The 20164-nt window shown below is 46.9% G+C and carries 20 protein-coding genes; 7 read left to right on the plus strand and 13 right to left on the minus strand.

Annotated elements, in window-relative coordinates:
* Positions 1 to 244: 244 nt before the first annotated feature.
* The 5 genes from ilvG to ilvA are packed head-to-tail and all read left to right on the plus strand — an operon-like array spanning position 245 to position 6543.
* Entirely contained in the window at positions 245 to 1891 is a 1647-nt protein-coding gene (ilvG, locus tag R7093_RS20600; RefSeq protein WP_005378960.1) for an acetolactate synthase 2 catalytic subunit, read from the plus strand.
* Between the two features lie 11 nt (positions 1892 to 1902).
* Positions 1903 to 2187 (plus strand): acetolactate synthase 2 small subunit, encoded by a 285-nt coding sequence (gene ilvM, locus R7093_RS20605; RefSeq protein WP_005378958.1) that lies wholly within the window; start codon positions 1903 to 1905, stop codon positions 2185 to 2187.
* A 12-nt stretch (positions 2188 to 2199) separates the two neighbouring features.
* The gene (gene ilvE / locus R7093_RS20610) at positions 2200 to 3138 is read left to right on the plus strand and encodes a branched-chain-amino-acid transaminase (RefSeq protein WP_025768922.1); all 939 of its coding nucleotides are present in this window, start codon (positions 2200 to 2202) and stop codon (positions 3136 to 3138) included.
* Positions 3139 to 3151: 13 nt separating this feature from the next.
* Positions 3152 to 4993: a dihydroxy-acid dehydratase gene (ilvD, locus tag R7093_RS20615; RefSeq protein WP_005383859.1), complete on the plus strand. Its 1842-nt coding sequence runs from the start codon at positions 3152 to 3154 to the stop codon at positions 4991 to 4993.
* A 2-nt stretch (positions 4994 to 4995) separates the two neighbouring features.
* Positions 4996 to 6543, plus strand: a complete 1548-nt coding sequence (ilvA, locus tag R7093_RS20620; RefSeq protein ID WP_017635600.1) for a threonine ammonia-lyase, biosynthetic — start codon at positions 4996 to 4998, stop codon at positions 6541 to 6543.
* A gap of 54 nt (positions 6544 to 6597) precedes the next feature.
* Here ilvA and punR read toward each other — a convergent pair whose 3' ends face one another.
* Positions 6598 to 7500 carry a DNA-binding transcriptional activator PunR gene (gene punR, locus R7093_RS20625; RefSeq protein ID WP_005378948.1) on the minus strand — a complete coding sequence of 301 codons (903 nt, stop codon included), beginning with the start codon at positions 7498 to 7500 and terminating at the stop codon, positions 6598 to 6600.
* Positions 7501 to 7652: 152 nt separating this feature from the next.
* On the opposite strand from punR, the gene punC reads away from it, so the two are divergent.
* Entirely contained in the window at positions 7653 to 8858 is a 1206-nt protein-coding gene (gene punC, locus R7093_RS20630) for a purine nucleoside transporter PunC (RefSeq protein ID WP_054579443.1), read from the plus strand.
* A gap of 44 nt (positions 8859 to 8902) precedes the next feature.
* On the opposite strand, the gene R7093_RS20635 is transcribed toward punC, so the two are convergent.
* Complete coding sequence (locus tag R7093_RS20635) at positions 8903 to 9679, minus strand: transporter substrate-binding domain-containing protein (RefSeq protein ID WP_005378944.1); 777 nt, start codon at positions 9677 to 9679, stop codon at positions 8903 to 8905.
* A gap of 115 nt (positions 9680 to 9794) precedes the next feature.
* On the opposite strand from R7093_RS20635, the gene R7093_RS20640 reads away from it, so the two are divergent.
* Positions 9795 to 10535 carry an amino acid ABC transporter permease gene (locus R7093_RS20640; RefSeq protein ID WP_005383852.1) on the plus strand — a complete coding sequence of 247 codons (741 nt, stop codon included), beginning with the start codon at positions 9795 to 9797 and terminating at the stop codon, positions 10533 to 10535.
* 84 nt (positions 10536 to 10619) lie between these two features.
* On the opposite strand, the gene glmU is transcribed toward R7093_RS20640, so the two are convergent.
* From glmU to R7093_RS20695, 11 genes are all read right to left on the minus strand, one after another.
* Positions 10620 to 11981: a bifunctional UDP-N-acetylglucosamine diphosphorylase/glucosamine-1-phosphate N-acetyltransferase GlmU gene (gene glmU, locus R7093_RS20645; RefSeq protein ID WP_047102566.1), complete on the minus strand. Its 1362-nt coding sequence runs from the start codon at positions 11979 to 11981 to the stop codon at positions 10620 to 10622.
* Between the two features lie 149 nt (positions 11982 to 12130).
* A complete protein-coding gene (locus tag R7093_RS20650; protein WP_005378937.1) occupies positions 12131 to 12553 on the minus strand; it encodes a F0F1 ATP synthase subunit epsilon in 423 nt (140 codons plus the stop codon).
* 18 nt (positions 12554 to 12571) lie between these two features.
* A complete protein-coding gene (gene atpD / locus R7093_RS20655; RefSeq protein WP_005383849.1) occupies positions 12572 to 13975 on the minus strand; it encodes a F0F1 ATP synthase subunit beta in 1404 nt (467 codons plus the stop codon).
* A gap of 35 nt (positions 13976 to 14010) precedes the next feature.
* Positions 14011 to 14877 carry a F0F1 ATP synthase subunit gamma gene (atpG, locus tag R7093_RS20660; protein ID WP_005378932.1) on the minus strand — a complete coding sequence of 289 codons (867 nt, stop codon included), beginning with the start codon at positions 14875 to 14877 and terminating at the stop codon, positions 14011 to 14013.
* A gap of 44 nt (positions 14878 to 14921) precedes the next feature.
* Entirely contained in the window at positions 14922 to 16463 is a 1542-nt protein-coding gene (gene atpA, locus R7093_RS20665; RefSeq protein WP_005378931.1) for a F0F1 ATP synthase subunit alpha, read from the minus strand.
* A gap of 13 nt (positions 16464 to 16476) precedes the next feature.
* Positions 16477 to 17010, minus strand: a complete 534-nt coding sequence (atpH, locus tag R7093_RS20670) for a F0F1 ATP synthase subunit delta (protein WP_017635596.1) — start codon at positions 17008 to 17010, stop codon at positions 16477 to 16479.
* Between the two features lie 14 nt (positions 17011 to 17024).
* The gene (atpF, locus tag R7093_RS20675) at positions 17025 to 17495 is read right to left on the minus strand and encodes a F0F1 ATP synthase subunit B (RefSeq protein WP_005378929.1); all 471 of its coding nucleotides are present in this window, start codon (positions 17493 to 17495) and stop codon (positions 17025 to 17027) included.
* A 74-nt stretch (positions 17496 to 17569) separates the two neighbouring features.
* Positions 17570 to 17824, minus strand: coding sequence for a F0F1 ATP synthase subunit C (atpE, locus tag R7093_RS20680; protein WP_002540812.1), 255 nt, complete (start codon positions 17822 to 17824; stop codon positions 17570 to 17572).
* Between the two features lie 57 nt (positions 17825 to 17881).
* Positions 17882 to 18694 (minus strand): F0F1 ATP synthase subunit A, encoded by an 813-nt coding sequence (gene atpB, locus R7093_RS20685; RefSeq protein ID WP_005378922.1) that lies wholly within the window; start codon positions 18692 to 18694, stop codon positions 17882 to 17884.
* A gap of 8 nt (positions 18695 to 18702) precedes the next feature.
* Positions 18703 to 19092: a F0F1 ATP synthase subunit I gene (locus tag R7093_RS20690; RefSeq protein ID WP_005378921.1), complete on the minus strand. Its 390-nt coding sequence runs from the start codon at positions 19090 to 19092 to the stop codon at positions 18703 to 18705.
* Between the two features lie 189 nt (positions 19093 to 19281).
* Complete coding sequence (locus tag R7093_RS20695) at positions 19282 to 20163, minus strand: ParB/RepB/Spo0J family partition protein (RefSeq protein ID WP_005383840.1); 882 nt, start codon at positions 20161 to 20163, stop codon at positions 19282 to 19284.
* Position 20164 lies beyond the last annotated feature (1 nt).

The following is a 20164-nucleotide window of genomic DNA, read 5'->3' on the forward strand; positions in this document are numbered from 1 at the left end:
CATATCAACGCACTGCTAGCCCTGATTATCGTGGTCATTATTGGCACCGCGCGGGGTATTGTGGGCGAAAGGTAACCACAAATTACAAAAAACCCCCGCACTGAAAAGTCCGGGGGTTTTTTTACAACTACAAGTTGTCATCTGTCTAACCCTCGGACAGTTTAACGGGAAGAATGGGAGTGCACATGAAGTGCAATAAATATGGCAATCGCTACGAGCCACAACGTAGCAAAGGAGGTTTACGATGACTGGTGCACAACTTGTCGTAGCCGCTTTAAGACAGCAAGGCATCGAAACCGTTTTTGGCTACCCCGGCGGGGCCATCATGCCAATCTATGATGCTTTGTATGACGGTGGGGTGGAACACATCCTATGCCGTCACGAGCAAGGGGCCGCTATGGCAGCTATCGGGATGGCTCGTTCCACTCAAGACGTTGCTGTGTGCATGGCAACTTCTGGCCCAGGAGCCACTAACCTTGTTACCGGCCTTGCCGACGCTTTCCTTGACTCCGTACCTCTAGTTGCCATCACAGGCCAGGTTGCTAGCTCTCATATCGGTACCGATGCATTCCAAGAAATGGATGTGATCGGAATGTCCCTAGCCTGTACTAAGCACAGCTATCTCGTGACCGAAATTGAAGATCTAGCTCCGACACTTGCCGAAGCCTTTGAGGTCGCAAAAACCGGTCGTCCGGGTCCTGTCATTGTCGATATCGCCAAAGACGTTCAACTCGCTCAAGCACCTACAGACCTTCTTCCTCCATACATAGCACCAGCAATCGAAGATGTCAGCGCTGAAGATATCAAACGTGCGCAAGATGTGCTGGCAGCATCTACTCGCCCAGTGTTGTATGTTGGTGGTGGCGTGCAACTTGCGAAAGCAACCGATGCAGTACGCGAATTTCTTCGCTTAAACCCAATGCCTGCAGTTAGCACATTAAAAGGCCTCGGTACCATTGAACGCCATGATCCCCACTATCTTGGTATGTTGGGTATGCATGGCACCAAAGCCGCCAACCTAGTGGTTCAAGAAGCCGATCTATTGATCGTGGTTGGCGCGCGTTTTGATGACCGTGTGACGGGTAAGCTCGATACGTTTGCACCAAATGCGAAAGTGATTCACATCGACATTGATGCTGCGGAGATTCATAAACTGCGCCACGCCAACGCACCATTACGTGGCGACATCAACACCATTCTTCCTCAGCTAGAGCTGACTCAAGATATCTCACCGTGGGTTCATCACAGTGAAAGTCTGCGCAGCGGCTTTAAGTGGCGTTACGACCACCCAGGCGAGTTAATCTACGCACCGCTATTGCTTAAACAACTGTCTGACATGATGCCAGATAGCTCAATTGTCTCGACCGACGTCGGTCAGCATCAGATGTGGGCAGCGCAACATATCCAGCCACGCGAACCACAAAATTTTATCACTTCTGCTGGCCTTGGCACCATGGGCTTTGGCTTGCCAGCAGCGATGGGCGCTGCAGTCGCACGTCCTGATGATCAGTCTATCCTTATTACAGGTGACGGTTCATTTATGATGAACGTTCAGGAATTGGGCACGCTGAAGCGTCGGCAGATTCCAGTGAAGATTGTCCTTCTTAATAACCAACGTCTTGGCATGGTTCGCCAATGGCAGTCATTGTTCTTTGACGGTCGCCACAGTGAAACCATTCTTGATGACAACCCAGATTTCGTGATGTTAGCAAAAGCATTCGATATCCCGGGCAAAACCATCACCAAGAAAGAAGAAGTCGAACCTGCTCTCAAAGAGATGCTAGCGAGTGAAACTTCTTACATGCTTCACGTTTTGATTGATGAAGAAGAAAACGTGTGGCCATTGGTGCCACCTGGCGCATCAAACAGTGATATGTTGGAAAATACATAGGAGACAATCGCATGGACAGATATTTACTCGACATCAAAGCCGATGACAAACCGGTACTGTTGGAGCGCGTTCTACGTGTGATTCGTCACCGAGGTTTCGTGATCAAACAAGTCGCTGCTACGCAAAACCACGAAAGCAAAGTAGCCAGCGTCGAGATCATCGTCGACAGCGATCGACCAATCTCGTTTTTGATCAATCAAATAGAGAAGTTGTGGGACGTTCGTAAGGTTGAGGTGCTAAAAATCCGCAACGATGAACTGCCAAATCACAACTTACAACAACACGTAAGTGCATAAGGAAGGCAACAAATGGCAACGAAAACTGCAGATTTCATTTGGTTTAATGGTGAGATGGTTCCATGGGCAGAGGCGAACGTTCACGTTCTGACTCACGCAATGCACTATGGTACATCCGTGTTTGAAGGCGTGCGCTGTTACAACACACCAAAAGGCCCAATTGTCTTCCGTCACCGTGAGCATGCACAACGTCTAAAAGATTCTGCCAAGATTTACCGCTTTCCGATCCCTTTCTCTGTAGAAGAAATCATGGAAGCGACCCGCGAAACACTGCGCCAAAACAAACTCGACAGCGCTTACATTCGTCCATTGGGTTTTGTCGGGAATGTTGGCTTAGGCGTATGTCCACCAGTTGGCACTGAGATGGATCTAATCATTGCAGCATTTCCTTGGGGCTCTTACTTAGGCGAAGAAGCGCTAGAAAAAGGTGTCGATGCGATGATTTCAAGCTGGAATCGCGCTGCGCCAAACACCATCCCAACTGCGGCTAAAGCAGGCGGTAACTACCTATCTTCACTACTGGTTGGTGGTGAAGCGCGTCGTCACGGTTACGACGAAGGTATTGCGCTAAGCGTAGATGGTTACCTATCGGAAGGGGCTGGTGAAAACATCTTCGTTATCAAAGATGGCGTAATCACTACACCACCAGCAACTAGCGCGATTCTACCGGGCATCACTCGTGACTCGATCATGACAATTGCACGCGATAAAGGCTACAAAGTACGTGAGGCGAACATTGCTCGTGAAGCCCTTTACCTTGCCGATGAAGTCTTCATGACAGGTACTGCGGCTGAGATTGTACCAGTGGCAACCATCGACAAAATTGAAGTAGGTACAGGTAAACGCGGCCCAATCACTAAAGAACTACAAGCAGCCTACTTTGGCCTATTTGACGGCACCACGGAAGATAAGTGGGGCTGGTTAGACTATGTGTACCCAGAACAGAAGTAAGAAGGATTAGGAAATGCCAAAATATAGATCAGCTACCACCACACATGGTCGTAACATGGCGGGTGCACGAGCACTGTGGCGTGCAACGGGTGTGAAAGAAGAAGACTTCGGTAAACCAATCATCGCCGTTGTAAACTCGTTTACTCAATTTGTTCCGGGTCACGTACACCTGAAAGACATGGGCCAGCTTGTAGCGCGTGAAATCGAAAAAGCCGGCGGCATCGCAAAAGAATTCAACACCATCGCGGTTGATGATGGTATCGCAATGGGTCACGGCGGCATGCTGTACTCACTGCCTTCACGCGAACTGATCGCAGACTCTGTGGAGTACATGGTCAACGCGCACTGTGCCGATGCCATGGTATGTATCTCTAACTGTGACAAAATCACTCCGGGAATGTTGATGGCATCTATGCGTCTCAACATCCCGGTTATCTTTGTTTCTGGTGGTCCAATGGAAGCGGGTAAAACCAAGCTTTCTGATCAGATCATCAAACTAGACCTTGTAGATGCGATGATCCAAGGCGCGGATCCAAAAGTGTCTGATGAGCAAAGCGAGCAGATCGAACGCAGCGCATGTCCAACGTGTGGATCGTGTTCAGGCATGTTCACTGCAAACTCAATGAACTGTCTAACGGAAGCACTGGGTCTTTCTCAACCAGGTAACGGTTCTATGCTGGCAACGCACGCTGACCGTGAACAACTGTTCCTTAATGCAGGTCGTCGTATCGTTGAACTGACTCGTCGTTACTACGAGCAAGATGACGAATCAGCACTGCCACGCAACATCGCTACGTTTGATGCGTTCGAAAATGCGATGGCACTGGATATTGCAATGGGTGGCTCAACCAACACCATTTTGCACCTGTTGGCTGCAGCGCAAGAAGGTGAAGTGGATTTCGATATGGAAGATATCGATCGCCTATCACGCCAAGTACCACACCTATGTAAAGTGGCACCATCTACCCAGAAATATCACATGGAAGACGTACACCGCGCTGGTGGCGTCATGGCAATTCTTGGTGAGTTAGATCGTGCAGGTCTTCTACACAATGATGCGCGCACCGTGCTTGGCCTTTCGATGAAAGAGCAGCTGGCGAAATACGACATCATCCAAACTGAAGACGAAGAAGTACTTAAGTTCTACCGCGCAGGTCCTGCGGGAATTCGTACTACTCAAGCGTTCTCACAAGATTGCCGCTGGGATCGCCTTGATGACGACCGTGCGGAAGGCTGTATTCGTACTATCGATCATGCCTTTAGCCAAGAAGGTGGCCTAGCCGTTCTATCAGGCAACATCGCATTAGATGGTTGTATCGTTAAGACTGCTGGTGTGGATGAGAGCATTCATAAATTCACTGGCCCAGCCGTAGTTTTCGAAAGCCAAGAAGACGCCGTAGAAGGCATCTTAGGCGGCAAAGTAAAAGCTGGCGACGTGGTTGTTATCCGTTACGAAGGCCCTAAAGGTGGTCCGGGCATGCAAGAAATGCTTTACCCAACCACTTATCTAAAATCGATGGGCCTTGGCAAAGAGTGTGCACTTCTGACTGACGGCCGTTTCTCTGGCGGCACATCAGGTCTTTCTATCGGCCACGCCTCTCCTGAAGCAGCAAACGGCGGTGCAATTGGCCTGGTAAAAGAAGGCGATATGATCGCAATTGATATTCCAAACCGTTCAATTTCACTCCAAGTGTCTGAACAAGAACTTGCTGAGCGCCGTGCAAAACAAGACGAACTAGGCTGGAAACCAGTTGACCGCCAACGTGAAGTTTCATTTGCACTCAAAGCGTACGCGAGTATGGCAACCAGTGCTGACAAGGGTGCAGTACGAGACAAGTCGAAGCTAGAGGGCTAGCAATGATGGAAGCTCAACCCGAAAAACAAGTGAACCAAACTGGCGCAGATTATCTGCGCCAAATCCTTCGCGCACCTGTTTATGAAGTAGCAACAGTGACGCCACTGCAAGAAATGCCTCGTTTATCTGCACGTATCGGGAATAACGTGCAGATCAAGCGTGAAGATCGCCAACCCGTACACTCGTTCAAATTGCGCGGTGCATACAACATGGTGGCGAGTTTATCTGAAGCACAAAAAGCCGCTGGTGTCATTGCAGCATCGGCAGGTAACCACGCTCAAGGCATGGCGCTCTCTGGTACTAAGCTAGGCATCAAAACCACCATCGTGATGCCTAAAACCACACCAGACATCAAAGTCGATGCGGTACGTGGCTTCGGTGGCAATGTAGTGCTGCACGGCAGCAACTTTGATGAGGCAAAAGCGGAAGCGGAACGCCTTTCTGATCTGCATGGGTACACATTTGTCCCTCCTTTCGATCACCCACTGGTGATTGCAGGTCAAGGCACCATCGGCATGGAAATGCTGCAGCAAAATGGTCACCTTGATTACATTTTCGTCCCTGTCGGTGGTGGCGGTTTGGCTGCGGGTGTTGCGGTACTTGTGAAGCAGCTCATGCCAGAAATCAAAGTGATTGCAGTTGAGCCAGAAGATTCGTCATGCCTCAAAGCTGCTTTGGATGCTGGTGAGCCAGTAGTACTAGACCAAGTCAGCATGTTTGCCGATGGCGTCGCTGTAAAACGCATTGGCGAAGAGACTTTCCGTCTATGCCAAAAGTACATTGATGGCCATATTGCCGTCTCTAGCGATGAAATCTGCGCAGCAGTAAAAGACATCTTTGAAGACACCCGTGCGATTGCAGAGCCTTCTGGCGCGCTTGCTCTGGCGGGTTTGAAGAAGTTTGCTGAGCAAAACAAACTGCAAGGTAAGAATTTAGGTACTGTGCTGTCTGGTGCCAACACTAACTTCCATGGCTTACGTTATGTTTCTGAGCGTTGCGAGCTTGGTGAGAAACGTGAAGGTTTGCTTGCCGTCACCATTCCTGAGCGTCAAGGTGCCTTCTTTGAGTTCTGTAACCTCATTGGCGGCCGCGCCGTAACGGAGTTTAACTACCGCTACAACGATGACGCATTGGCAAATATCTTTGTCGGTGTGCGTTTGCAAGGCGGTCAGGAAGAGCTAGAACATATCATTCACGACTTACGTGATGGTGGCTACCCAGTGGTTGATTTGTCTGATGATGAAATGGCGAAGCTGCACGTGCGCTACATGATTGGTGGTAAGCCGTCTAAGCCGCTTAAAGAGCGCCTCTACAGCTTTGAATTCCCAGAATATCCGGGAGCGCTACTCAAGTTCTTAAGCACACTCGGTACTCATTGGAATATCAGCTTGTTCAACTACCGTAACCACGGCGCTGACTACGGACGTGTTTTATGTGGTTTCGAGTTAGATGAAAGCGATTTAGCTCAGTTTTCTGCACATTTACGTGAACTTGGCTATCAATGCAAAGACGAGACAGACAACCCATCGTATAAGTTTTTCTTGTCATAAAACGCCACATTTTAAACATATCAATGAAAACACCTCGCTAATGCGAGGTGTTTTTTATGACTGTAACCAATCTTTATGTAGCTGATTAGGCGACCCAAGATAGTCCACCATCCACTGGATCAATTTATGATTATCATCTTTGCGCCATACTAAGCAGCAGTGACTGAGCGGTTTATCATCCGGCATGACCTTCTCCACCAGCACACCATCATTGATTAAGGGTGTTGCAATATGACGTGGCATGTAACCCACGCCCACCCCATTTTTTAAACATTCAATCGCACTATACCAATTGGGCAATAATAATCGGCGCTGTTGCGGATAATGGCCAGTATGGCGTTTTGGCAGCACGTTCGAAGTATCATCAAGACAGATCGCCGGAAATTGACTCACAAACGCTTCAGTAAGCACTTGTTGTCGAACGCAAGGATGAGCGGGTGACATTACAAATGCCCAATCTAATACGCCCATATCTTTGACTTCAAAATCTCCCCCAACGGGAACCGCAGATGTCGCGCCAACGACAATGTCGGCTCGACCTTGTGCTATGGCTTCCCAAGAACCATTGAAGACCTCCATATTGATCTGCAATTCAGCAAATTCAAACTCGCGATAGAAATCTTCCACCAAAGGTTTGAGTTTTTCTAACTTCACCACGTTATCTAAGGTCAGCTTTAACGTGCTTTTCCATCCTTGAGCCGCTCGCCGCGTTTGTGCTTTCACCTCTTCCATTTGACGCAGCAAAGAGCGCGCCTCGGCCATAAAAAGTTCACCCGCTGGAGTTAGCTCGACTTTCCTTGGTAAACGTCGAAACAGCACCACATCTAAATCTTGCTCGACCTGCCTTACTCCATAGCTGATGGCTGAGGGGACTTTATGCAATACCTCAGCCGCAGCGGTGAAACTGCCTAAACGGGCAACCGTATCCAGCATTTCCAAAGACGCTTTAGAGAACATGATTTAACCTTTCAAAAAATTTGATTGATAACCAACAATTTTAGCGTTTTATTTTCTCAAAATCGAAAAATAGAATAATAAGGTAAATAAATCAGGGTTGGCGCCAACTGATGTTGATTAAAAAATGATTAAATAATTTGACTGGTTGAATCATGAAAATCTCAAAACTACAGCTCATTTATCTGGCAGCATTATCGATGCTTGGCTTCGTTGCTACCGATATGTATCTGCCAGCATTCAAAGCGATGGAAATCGACTTTGCAACAGGCCCTGAGCAAATTGCGCTCTCTTTAACGGTATTCCTCGTTGGTATGGCGATTGGCCAGCTAATGTGGGGATTGGCATCCGATAAATTTGGCCATCGTAATACACTCGCAGCCGGGTTGGTGCTATTTACTATCGCGTCATTCGGTTTGGCTTTCTGTGATCAAGTATGGCAACTACTCACACTGCGCTTTATCCAAGCTATCGGTGTGTGTGCACCAGCCGTGATCTGGCAGGCTATGGTCATTAAACGCTACTCAAGCAGTAGCCAACAAATTTTTGCGACAATCATGCCACTCGTCGCGCTATCACCAGCACTAGCACCTCAATTAGGGGTTGTGTTGGCAGATAACTTCGGCTGGCACAGTATCTTTATTACGCTAACACTGGTTGGTGTCTTTTTGGTCTTTGCGACCATGGCACAAAAAGACGAGAAAGCAGAAATCAAACAAACCAGTATGTCTGCCGACATCAAAGCGCTGCTGAGTTCTAAAAAATACCTTGGCAACGTGTTTATGTTTGCGACGGCTTCAGCTGCATTCTTTGCTTACCTAACTGGGATGCCAGAAATCATGGCGCAACTGGGCTACGAAGCAAAAGATATTGGTTTGAGCTTTATCCCACAAACCATCGCGTTTATGGCTGGTGGCTACTTAGGTAAAGTAGGCGTTCGAAAATTTGGTGATGAAAAGGTTCTGCGCCAACTGATTGGCCTATTTAGTGTCGCGGCATTAATGATTTTCATTGCTTCACAGTGGGATCTGTCATCGATTTGGCCTATTCTTGCGCCATTCTGTTTGATTGCCGTTGCTAACGGCGCGCTGTACCCAATCGTGGTAAACCGTGCATTGGCCAGCGCACAACAGAGCCCTGCAACAGCAGCAGGTCTGCAAAACAGCCTGCAAATCTGTGTAAGTAGCTTCTCAAGTGCATTGGTAGCCGCAATGGCAAGCCAAGCTCAGATGGTTACTGGCATCGCAATAATCATCTGTATGGGTGGGCTGTGGATGGGATACATTCTGTCGAATCGCGAATTATCCAAGCACTTTACGACTCCTGACAACGCCCGAGTCGTGAGTGAAGACGAACTTTAATCGTTCAGATAATAAAAAGAGCCGCGCAATGCGGCTCTTTCTGTTTATAAGCTTTTCAACCCCCATTTCTTGGCAGTCTGCTTAAAAAAGCCTTGAGTCTTTTTCAACTCTACCCAGTGATTGATGTAATTAATCCATACTTGATCGTCTTGCGGCAACAACATAGCAATTGGGGTTGGTTTACGCGGTGCGGTCACTGGCACTATCGCCAATTGTTTAAACTTATCCACCAACGTCGCTGCTTCCACATTGGACGTCACCGATACATCGGCCCTGCGAGCTAGTAGTTCTTGGAAGTCGCGCGCTGGCGCTTCAATAACAATATGCTGAGCAGACGGGAAGAACTCTTTCACCATTTTTTCTTGTACCGTACCTAACGTCGCCGCGACTTTTACTTCTGGTTTATTAAAATCCGCCCAATCAGAGAATTTGGCGAGATCTTTCTTTTGCACCACAGGTACAAAGGCAAGGTAGAAATATGGCTGGCTATATCCAGCTACTTTCGCGCGAGACATGTTCAGAGATGCGCTGCCAGTAATATCGTATTTGTTGGCGGTAATGCCATTAACTAGCGTCTTCCAATCCGTGGGCACATACTCCACTTTTACACCGAGATCTTTAGCAAGTTCTGTTGTTACATCGATATCGAAGCCACGATAACTGTTTGTCGCGGGGTCTTTCATCGTCATCGGATTCCAATCTCCCGTCGTTCCAACTCGGAGTACGCCATTGTCTAAAATGGATTGAAGACGGCTTTCAGCGTGAGCGACTTGAGTCGCAGCAAGCAAACACATTCCTAGCACTAGTAAAATCTTTCTCATTTTTATTCCCTTAAAAATAATGACCTTATACGGTTTAATAATTAACCTTTATTAGAGCTCTACTGATAACATAGCAGCAACAAAGGAAGTTTTTTAGTTAATTCAGGGAGTAAATGTGACGTTTCGAACTCTATGGCTGTTTTCACTGCTATTACTCACTGGTTGTTCAGATTATCAATGGGGCTGGTATGTACTTGACCCTTCGACGGATCAAGGACTCACCAATCTAAAGTTTTTAATCGCTGGGTTTAATGACACCATTCAGGTATCACTCCTCAGTATGTTGTTTGCGATGAGCTTGGGTCTGATCGTTGCGTTACCCGCTCTGTCGGACTCAGCCTCTCTGAAGTGGATAAACCGTATTTATGTCGAGGTGATCCGTTCAGTGCCAGTTTTAGTCTTACTACTTTGGGTGTATTACGGCATGCCTACGCTATTGGATGTCTCACTCAATCACTTTTGGGCGGGTGTTATTGCACTGACTATCGCTGAGAGCGCGTTTATGGCGGAAGTATTTCGCGGTGGAATACAAGCTATCAGCCGTGGCCAGCATGAAGCGGCTGAATCTTTGGGCTTAAGCTATTGGCAAAAGATGCGCTTGGTAATTCTTCCCCAAGCGTTTCGGCAAATTCTCCCACCACTGGGCAATCAATTTGTCTACATCCTCAAGATGAGTTCTTTAGTCAGCGTGATTGGTTTAAGCGATCTCACTCGCCGTGCTAATGAGCTGGTGGTGAATGAGTACTTACCCCTAGAAATTTATACCTTCCTCGTTTTGGAGTACTTGTTGCTCATCCTATTTGTATCTCAAGCCGTTCGTTGGCTCGAAAAACGTATTGCTATTCCTAGCTACTAACGATGAAGCCTGAGCTAGAAACAACAAAGCCGCTCTTGTTGAGCGGCTTTGACAGTATAGCGATAGAGTGAGTGCAGGTAATGTTTATTTCTGTTTTACAGGACGCTGCCAGCCAGTAATTTTGCGCTCTTTGACGCGAGTAATTACTAACTCACCTTCTTCAACATCTTTTGTTAGTGTCGTGCCTGCACCGATGGTTGCGCCATCAGCGATAGTGACAGGCGCCACCAGCTGGCTATCAGAACCAACAAAAACATCATTACCGATGATGGTTTTAAACTTGTTCGCACCATCGTAGTTACAAGTGATAGTACCTGCGCCGATGTTAGTACGTTGACCGATCTCTGCATCACCTAAGTAAGTTAGGTGGTTCGCTTTTGAACCTTCTCCGATGCGCGCATTTTTCACTTCAACGAAGTTACCCACATGGGAATCGTTACGCATTTCAGCACCAGGACGAAGGCGAGTAAATGGACCAACCGTACATTCTTCACCAACCGTTGCACCTTCAATCACACTGTAAGGGCGAACGATGGTGTTGTCGTCGATTTCACAATCTTTCAGTACACAACCCGCACCGATAACCACGTTATCACCCAGTGAAACTTTACCTTCGACGATAACATTCACGTCGATTTCACAGTCCATACCGCACTGTAACTCACCACGCAAATCAAAGCGTGCTGGATCGCGTAGCATGACACCTTGCTCTAGTAGCTTCTGAGCTTGCATTGACTGGAAAGCACGCTCTAGACGAGCAAGCTGTGCGCGGTCGTTGACCCCTTCCACCTCAATGGCATTGACTGGGTGTACTGCCTCAACGGCACGACCTTCATCGTGTGCAGCTGCAATAACGTCAGTTAGGTAGTATTCGCCTTGTGCGTTGTTGTTGTTTAAGCCAGACAACCAACGCTTAAGATCCCCACCAGTCGCAACCATCACGCCAGTGTTGATCTCTTTAATTTGTTTTTGTTCTTCTGTTGCATCTTTTTGCTCAACGATCGCCACAACAGGACCATTCTTACGGATAATACGACCATAGCCTGTCGGGTTATCTAGAATCACTGTTAGTAGTGCAATACCGCCAGTTGGCTGTGCATCTAATAGGTTTTCAATCGTTTCAGCTGAAATCAGTGGAACATCACCGTAAAGCACCAGTACTTTTTCATCGTCTTCAAACTTCGGAGACGCTTGATCAACCGCATGACCTGTCCCTAACTGCTCCGCTTGAAGCACCCAATTTACAGGCTCTTCTGCAAGAGTGGTTTGCATTTGATCACCACCGTGACCAAAGACCAAGTGGATGTTTTGTGCGCCAAGACCTGTACATGTATCGATAACATGTTTTGCCATTGGCTTGCCTGCCAAAGTGTGTAGCACTTTAGGCATGTTCGAATGCATACGGGTACCTTTACCCGCTGCAAGAATCACAGCACTGAATTTCATTGATAACCTATTGACGTTTTATGTTAATTGGCCGTTATTTTAAACAGCTCTTTTAAAATAGTTAATGGAGTAAGGTAAATTTCCAACTAAAATTAATCAAAAAGGCGACCAATTGGCCGCCTTTTTTCATGCAACGTTGCTAATTGAGCTTAGCGACGCTTTTTTGTCAGCTCGATAACTCGTAGCTGAGCAATGGCTTTAGCCAGTTCACTGGCCGCTTGTGCGAAGTCCATGTCACCATGCTGATTCTGGATTTGCTCCTCAGCGCGGCGTTTGGCTTCTTCTGCCTTCGCTGCGTCTAGCTCTTCACCACGGATAGCTGTATCAGCTAGTACAGTCGCTGTACCAGGCTGAATCTCTACCATACCACCAGAAACATAAATAATTTCTTCGTGGCCGTGCTGTTTCACAATACGCACCATACCAGGCTTGATAGCGGTCAGCAGCGGTGTGTGACCATGGAAAATACCAAGTTCACCTTCGCTACCGGTCACCTGAAACGTTTCAACACGACCAGAGAAGATTTTCTTCTCAGCGCTTACTACGTCTAGGTGAAAGGTTATTGCTGCCATATCGCCTCCTAGTTAGCCTTATAGCTTCTTCGCATTCTCAATAGCATCGTCGATGCTACCGCAGTACATAAATGCCTGCTCAGGAATGTCGTCGTATTCACCAGCTAGTAGACCTTTAAAGCCACGTAGAGTCTCTTTTAGAGGTACGTAAATACCAGGGTCACCTGTAAATACTTCTGCTACGTGGTAAGGCTGAGTTAGGAAACGCTCAATCTTACGTGCACGAGATACAACTTGCTTATCTTCTTCAGATAGCTCGTCCATACCTAGGATAGCAATGATATCTTTCAGCTCTTTGTAGCGCTGAAGAGTCTGCTGAACACCACGAGCAACTTCGTAGTGATCTTGACCAACGACTAGTGGATCAAGCATACGAGATGTTGAATCTAGCGGGTCGATCGCAGGGTATAGACCCATTGCAGCGATGTTACGGTTAAGTACAACCGTTGCATCCAAGTGCGCGAACGTTGTTGCTGGAGACGGGTCAGTCAAGTCATCCGCTGGTACGTATACCGCCTGTACAGACGTGATAGAACCTGATTTCGTTGACGTGATACGCTCCTGAAGTACACCCATCTCTTCTGCAAGAGTTGGCTGGTAACCTACCGCAGAAGGCATACGACCTAGTAGTGCTGATACCTCTGTACCTGCAAGTGTGTAACGGTAGATGTTATCAATGAACAGTAGTACGTCACGACCTTCGTCACGGAAACGCTCTGCCATTGTTAGACCAGTCAGTGCAACACGTAGACGGTTACCTGGTGGCTCGTTCATCTGACCGTAAACCATCGCTACTTTTGATTCTTCAGGCTTCTCAACGTTTACAACGCCCGCTTCCTGCATCTCGTAGTAGAAATCGTTACCTTCACGAGTACGCTCACCAACACCAGCAAATACTGATAGACCTGAGTGCTGTAGTGCGATGTTGTTGATAAGTTCCATCATGTTAACGGTCTTACCTACACCAGCACCACCGAATAGACCGATTTTACCACCCTTAGCGAATGGACAAATTAGGTCGATTACTTTAACGCCCGTTTCTAGAAGTGCAATTTCGTTTGATTGCTCTTCGTAGCTTGGTGCACTACGGTGGATAGAGTAAACCTCTTCCGCACCCACTTCACCACGCTCGTCAATCGCGTCACCTAGGACGTTCATGATACGACCTAGAGTTTTAGTACCTACTGGTACTGAAATTGGAGCGCCAGTGTTAACCACTTCTACTCCACGACGTAAACCATCAGAGCTACCCATTACGATACAACGAACTACGCCACCGCCTAGCTGTTGTTGAACTTCAAGAACTAGACGCTCTTTTGAGTCCGTTACGTTTAGAGCGTCATATACACTAGGTACATTGCTCTGTGGGAACTCTACGTCGACTACCGCACCGATGATCTGTACGATCTTACCTGTAGCCATCGTTAATCCTCTAAACTATTTCGTTTTACCTAAGCTTAAACCGCAGCTGCACCACCAACGATTTCTGATAGTTCTTGTGTAATCGCAGCCTGACGGGCTTTGTTGTACACAAGTTCCAAATCGTCAATCAAACTGGTTGCGTTATCCGTTGCAGCCTTCATCGCAATCATTCGAGCCGCTTGCTCACAAGCAAGGTTCTCAACCACACCTTGGTATACCTGAGACTCTACGTAACGCACTAATAGCGTATCCAGTAGAGGTTTTGGTTCAGGCTCATAGATGTAGTCCCATGAATGCTCACGCTGCATCTCTTCGCTGTCCGATTTAGGCAAAGGTAGCAATTGATCGATCGTTGGTTGCTGAACCATAGTATTAACAAACTTGTTGAATACTACATATAGACGGTCCAGTTCACCTTCATCGTATTTCTTCAGCATTACGCCAACAGAGCCGATTAGGTCTTGTAGGCTTGGATTATCTCCAAGACCAGAAACCTGTGCCGCAACTTTTGCGCCACCATGTTTAAAGAAAGCTGTTGCTTTTGAGCCAACAACGGCTAGCTCAATCTCAGCACCTTTCTCTCTCCATGCTTGCATGTCTGTAACGGCTTTTTTGAACACGTTAATGTTCAAACCACCACACAGACCACGGTCTGTCGAAACGATGATGTAACCAACACGTTTAGCTTCACGCTCTTCTAGGTACGGATGACGGTACTCTAGGTTTGCGTTAGCCACATGACCGATCACTTTACGCATTGTTTCAGCGTATGGACGAGAAGCTTCCATTGCATCTTGAGAACGACGCATTTTTGAAGCTGCTACCATTTCCATCGCTTTCGTAATTTTCTGAGTGCTTTTAACACTACCGATTTTATTACGTATCTCTTTTGCGCCGGCCATCGTTACTCTCCGTTAGTTGGTGGCAGAAACTGCCACCGACCTAATTACCAAGTTTGGGTTGCTTTGAAGTCGTCAGTCAGTTTCTTCAACTGAGCTTCGATTTCATCGTTGTAAGCGCCAGACTTGTCGATCTCAGCTGCTAGTTCAGCGTATTGACCGCGAGCGTACGATAGTAGAGCCGCCTCGAAATCTAGAACTTTGTTAAGTTCTACATCATCAAGGTAACCGCGCTCTGCCGCGAAGATAGTTAGAGCTTGGTCAAATACAGACATTGGAGCGTACTGCTTCTGCTTCATTAGTTCTGTAACTTTTTGACCATGGTCTAGCTGTTTCTTCGTTGCGTCATCAAGGTCAGAAGAGAACTGAGCAAATGCCGCTAGTTCACGGTATGCAGCTAGTGCTGTACGGATACCACCTGATAGTTTCTTGATGATTTTCGTCTGAGCTGAACCACCTACACGAGATACTGAGATACCAGGGTCAACAGCAGGACGAACACCAGCGTTGAATAGCTCAGTTTGTAGGAAGATCTGACCATCGGTAATCGAGATTACGTTAGTCGGTACGAATGCTGAAACGTCACCTGCTTGAGTTTCGATGATAGGAAGAGCAGTCAAAGAACCAGTCTTACCTTTCACTTCACCGTTAGTGAAACGCTCTACGTACTCTTCGTTTACACGAGCTGCACGCTCTAGTAGACGCGAGTGTAAGTAGAATACGTCACCTGGGAATGCCTCACGGCCTGGTGGACGTTTAAGTAGTAGAGAGATCTGACGGTAAGCTACCGCTTGCTTAGATAGATCATCGTAAACAATCAGTGCGTCTTCACCGCGATCGCGGAAGTATTCACCCATCGCACAACCTGCGTAAGGCGCTAGGTATTGAAGCGCTGCAGATTCAGAAGCTGATGCAACTACAACGATAGTATTTTGTAGTGCGCCGTGCTCTTCTAGTTTGCGAACAACGTTAGCGATAGTCGATGCTTTCTGACCGATTGCTACGTAGATAGAGAAAATACCAGAGTCTTTCTGGTTGATGATCGCGTCGATCGCCAGTGCTGTTTTACCAATCTGACGGTCACCGATGATAAGCTCACGCTGACCACGACCGATTGGGATCATTGAGTCAACTGACTTATAACCAGTTTGCACAGGTTGGTCTACCGATTTACGGTCGATTACACCTGGTGCGATCACTTCTACAGGCGAAGTCATTTTCGCTTCGATTGGACCTTTACCATCGATAGGCTCACCCAGCGTGTTTACTACGCGGCCTAGTAGTTCTGGACCAACTGGCACTTCAAGAATGCGGCCAGTACCTGTAACTTTCATGCCTTCCTTAAGGTCAGCATATGGGCCCATTACAACCGCACCAACCGAGTCACGCTCAAGGTTAAGTGCCAGTGCATAACGGCCACCCGGTAATTCAATCATTTCACCTTGCATCACGTCCGCTAGGCCGTGGATGCGGATGATACCATCGCTTACCGATACGATAGTACCCTCGTTGCGAGCTTCACTAACAACTTCGAAAGATTCGATACGTTGTTTGATCAGATCGCTAATTTCCGTGGAATTAAGTTGCATGCTCCAATCCCCATTAAGACTGCAATGCATCGCTCAGGCGGTTCAAACGACCACGCGCTGAGTCATCGATGACTAGGTCTCCGGCTCGAATAATAACCCCACCAAGTAGGGTCTCATCTACACTGCAATTCAGCTTCACTTTGCGTTCAAGACGCTTTTCAAGTTTGCTGCCAATGTTTGCAAGTTGTTCATCAGAAAGCTCTGTTGCTGAAATTACTTCAACATCAATTTCTTTCTCATGTTCTTTTTTCAGAGTAAAAAACTCCGTGCAAACATCAGGAAGGGCCGCTAAACGACCATTCTCAGCCATTACCTTCAAAAGGTTTTGACCGTGCGCATCAACTTGTTCGCCGCAAACTGCAACAAAAATTTCTGCCATTTTGTCAGCAGAAACCGAACCCGTTAGTAGTTCGTTCATTTGTTCGTTTTTGGCCACTTCAGCAGCAAAAGATAACATTTGGCCCCATTGGTCCAACTGGTCTTTCTCTAAAGCAAAGTCGAAGGCTGCTTTAGCATAGGGGCGTGCGATAGTAGTCAAATCAGACATATGCGCCCCCAGACTTAAAGTTTTGCAGTAATGTTGTCGAGAATATCTTTTTGCGCATCTTTATCGATAGAACGCTCAAGGATTTTCTCAGCACCAGCTACAGCCAGAGTAGCAACTTGTTTGCGCAGCTCATCGCGTGCACGATTGCGTTCAGCTTCAAGTTCTGCTTCTGCTTGCGCTAGGATTTTCTGGCGTTCTGCCTGAGCTTCCTCGCGAGCTTCATCAAGAATTTGAGACTTACGCTTGTTCGCTTGTTCGATGATCTCAGTTGCTGTGCGCTTCGCTTCTTTCAATTGATCAGAAGCGTTGGCTTGTGCTAGATCCAAGTCTTTCGCAGCACGTTCTGCTGCTTGAAGACCATCAGCAATTTTCTTCTGACGCTCTTCGATCGCTTGCATCAATGGTGGCCATACATACTTCATGCAGAACCACACAAATAGTGCGAACGAGATTGCTTGACCTAGCAGAGTTGCGTTTATGTTCACAACAGCTACCCCTCTATTTGGACTTAGTGTTAATCAGTGACAAGCGATAATCGCCCGTCCCGAGTTAAAGGTGATTAACCTAGTTGACCAACGAATGGGTTTGCGAAAGTGAATAGTAGCGCGATTACGATACCGATCATTGGAACCGCATCAAGTAGACCCGCGATGATGAACATCTTAACTTGTAGCATAGGAGCCATTTCTGGTTGACGTGCAGCACCTTCTAGGAATTTACCACCTAGCAGTGCGAAACCAATCGCTGTACCAAGAGAAGCAAGACCGACGATAATACCTACGGCGATTGCAGAAAAGCTCAGTAAAGTTTCCATTACTATCTCCAATTTATAGTTGTTGGCTTAGTGCCCAAATAAAAAGCTTTAAAAAAATTAATGATCAGGATCTTCGTGTGCCATTGACAGGTAAACAATTGTCAACATCATGAATACGAAGGCTTGAATCGTAATAACCAAGATATGGAAGATTGCCCACGGTAGTGAACCCATCCATTGTAAGTACCATGGTAGCATTGCCGCACAAAGAATGAATACAACCTCACCCGCGAACATGTTACCGAATAGACGCATACCAAGTGATAGAGGTTTCGCTAATAGCGATACCACTTCAATTAGTAGGTTAAACGGAATCATCAGTGGGTGATTGAATGGATGTAGTGCAAGTTCTTTTGCGAATCCACCTAGACCTTTTACTTTGATGCTGTAGTAAATCATCAATGCAAAAACGCCTAGAGCCATAGCCATGGTGATATTCACATCAGCAGACGGTACAACCTTAAGGTAAGGAATACCTAGCCAATGCTCTGCTGGGTATGGTAAGAAGTCGATAGGAACTAAGTCCATCACGTTCATCAAAAATACCCAACAAAAGATAGTCAGTGCTAAAGGCGCGATCAGTGGGTTGCGTCCATGGAACGTGTCTTTGACGTTATCGGCGACAAATTCAACGATCATTTCTACAGCACACTGAAGCTTACCCGGTACACCCGCTGTTGTTCTCTTTGCTACTTTGTAAAAAATTCCGAGGAAGATTAAACCAGTAAACCAAGAAAAAAACAGGCTATCGATATGTACGTTCCAGAAACTTGTCTCCGACCCTACTAAACCCAACTTGTATAGCGATAGGTTAGAAAGGTGGTGGGCAATGTAACCGGACGATGTTAGCGCTTCACCTGGCGCAGCCATAACTCATCCTATTTTTTGTTGTTAATGAATAGCACTGGTGCACAGATATTAATACCTAGTACCAGCAAATAGGTTAGTTTGAGGGGAACAAGTTCCACCTGCATATACATGTAGGCAACATAGAACAGTGCAACCGTGATGAGAATTTTCAGTACTTCACCCGTATAGAAGGAAGCAGCGATGCGCTTGGCAGCGCGAGCTCCACTAAACATGAAAGCACACAGCGCGAATACTGCATTGGCAACAACAAAAATGCCTCCGCCAATCAGCGCTGAAAATCCCCAGTCAGGATTTATGGCTACCGCCATTCCTGCTGCCACAAAAATAACCGCGCCAGACTGGATCATTAACAATTGCCTTGCGAGCTCTCGTCCTGGTCTAGCTAACGCAGCTACCATGTATTCGTACCTCTAGTAATATCCACTTCGCACTTAACTCTCTGTGCTGGGAAATTGGCGAAAATTATACGTTCAGTTCAACGTAAAGCAATTCGATTGCATCAAAAACTTACAGTTTTGTTTACAAAACGACAACTTTCGCACAAAATTCGATTAATTCGATTAATTGACCTAAATCAATTATCTCATCTAGGCCTCAAGCTTGGCAATTAGTTGGTCCAATTTGTGAGGCTCATCAAGACTTATCGTCAATTTCGCTTTTCCGTTTGCAGAACGGGTAAGAGAAACTTTTGCATCAAGCAGCTGACTCAATTTATGCGACATTTGCTCGGCTTCGGTATCCTCTTGTTGCCCTTTTTGCTCATTTTGTGGGGCTAAGCACTTTTTTACTAACTGTTCGGTTTGGCGAACAGTCATTTGCTTCTTAGCCACTTGTTGAGCTACTTCGACTTGCTGTTCGCCTTCTAACGCTAACAGAGCTCGAGCATGACCCATTTCCAATTTTTTATCTGCAACCAGACCTTTTACATCAACTTCCAACTGATTCAGACGTAATAGGTTACTGACCGTCGTTCTTGATTTACCAATCACATCGGCCACTTGCTGATGTGTCAGCGTGAATTCATCTTGTAGACGTTCAAGCGCTTGGGCTTCCTCAATCACATTCAAGTCTTCACGTTGAATGTTTTCAATCAACGCCATGGCGATGGCGGCACGATCTTCAACTTTTTTCACCAAACACGGCACGCGTTTTAAACCCGCCTGCCTTGCAGCACGCCAGCGGCGCTCACCTGCGATGATCTCAAACTGACCATTTTCGACCTGGCGAACCACGATTGGTTGAATAATGCCTTGTGATTGAATCGAAGCCGCTAGTTCTTCTAGCGCTTCAGGCGCCATATCTTTACGCGGTTGGTATACGCCCGGCTGCAATTGACCAATCGCTAAATCGGTTAACTCACCGTCTGCCGATAATTCTTGGCTATGCGATGCAATATGCTGTTTTTCACGAGCAAACGAACTGGTCGACAATAACGCATCCAGTCCTTTTCCGAGACCACGCTTAGACATG

Source organism: Vibrio sp. 1580, assembly GCF_033340055.1.

Coding starts and splice junctions, on each gene's coding strand:
- ilvG (WP_005378960.1), top strand. CDS start 245: ATGACTGGTGCACAACTTGTCGTAGCCGCTTTAAGACAGCAAGGCATC.
- ilvM (WP_005378958.1), top strand. CDS start 1,903: ATGGACAGATATTTACTCGACATCAAAGCCGATGACAAACCGGTACTG.
- ilvE (WP_025768922.1), top strand. CDS start 2,200: ATGGCAACGAAAACTGCAGATTTCATTTGGTTTAATGGTGAGATGGTT.
- ilvD (WP_005383859.1), top strand. CDS start 3,152: ATGCCAAAATATAGATCAGCTACCACCACACATGGTCGTAACATGGCG.
- ilvA (WP_017635600.1), top strand. CDS start 4,996: ATGATGGAAGCTCAACCCGAAAAACAAGTGAACCAAACTGGCGCAGAT.
- punR (WP_005378948.1), bottom strand. CDS start 7,500: ATGTTCTCTAAAGCGTCTTTGGAAATGCTGGATACGGTTGCCCGTTTA.
- punC (WP_054579443.1), top strand. CDS start 7,653: ATGAAAATCTCAAAACTACAGCTCATTTATCTGGCAGCATTATCGATG.
- R7093_RS20635 (WP_005378944.1), bottom strand. CDS start 9,679: ATGAGAAAGATTTTACTAGTGCTAGGAATGTGTTTGCTTGCTGCGACT.
- glmU (WP_047102566.1), bottom strand. CDS start 11,981: ATGAAATTCAGTGCTGTGATTCTTGCAGCGGGTAAAGGTACCCGTATG.
- R7093_RS20650 (WP_005378937.1), bottom strand. CDS start 12,553: ATGGCAGCAATAACCTTTCACCTAGACGTAGTAAGCGCTGAGAAGAAA.
- atpD (WP_005383849.1), bottom strand. CDS start 13,975: ATGGCTACAGGTAAGATCGTACAGATCATCGGTGCGGTAGTCGACGTA.
- atpG (WP_005378932.1), bottom strand. CDS start 14,877: ATGGCCGGCGCAAAAGAGATACGTAATAAAATCGGTAGTGTTAAAAGC.
- atpA (WP_005378931.1), bottom strand. CDS start 16,463: ATGCAACTTAATTCCACGGAAATTAGCGATCTGATCAAACAACGTATC.
- atpH (WP_017635596.1), bottom strand. CDS start 17,010: ATGTCTGATTTGACTACTATCGCACGCCCCTATGCTAAAGCAGCCTTC.
- atpE (WP_002540812.1), bottom strand. CDS start 17,824: ATGGAAACTTTACTGAGCTTTTCTGCAATCGCCGTAGGTATTATCGTC.
- atpB (WP_005378922.1), bottom strand. CDS start 18,694: ATGGCTGCGCCAGGTGAAGCGCTAACATCGTCCGGTTACATTGCCCAC.
- R7093_RS20690 (WP_005378921.1), bottom strand. CDS start 19,092: ATGGTAGCTGCGTTAGCTAGACCAGGACGAGAGCTCGCAAGGCAATTG.
- R7093_RS20695 (WP_005383840.1), bottom strand. CDS start 20,163: ATGTCTAAGCGTGGTCTCGGAAAAGGACTGGATGCGTTATTGTCGACC.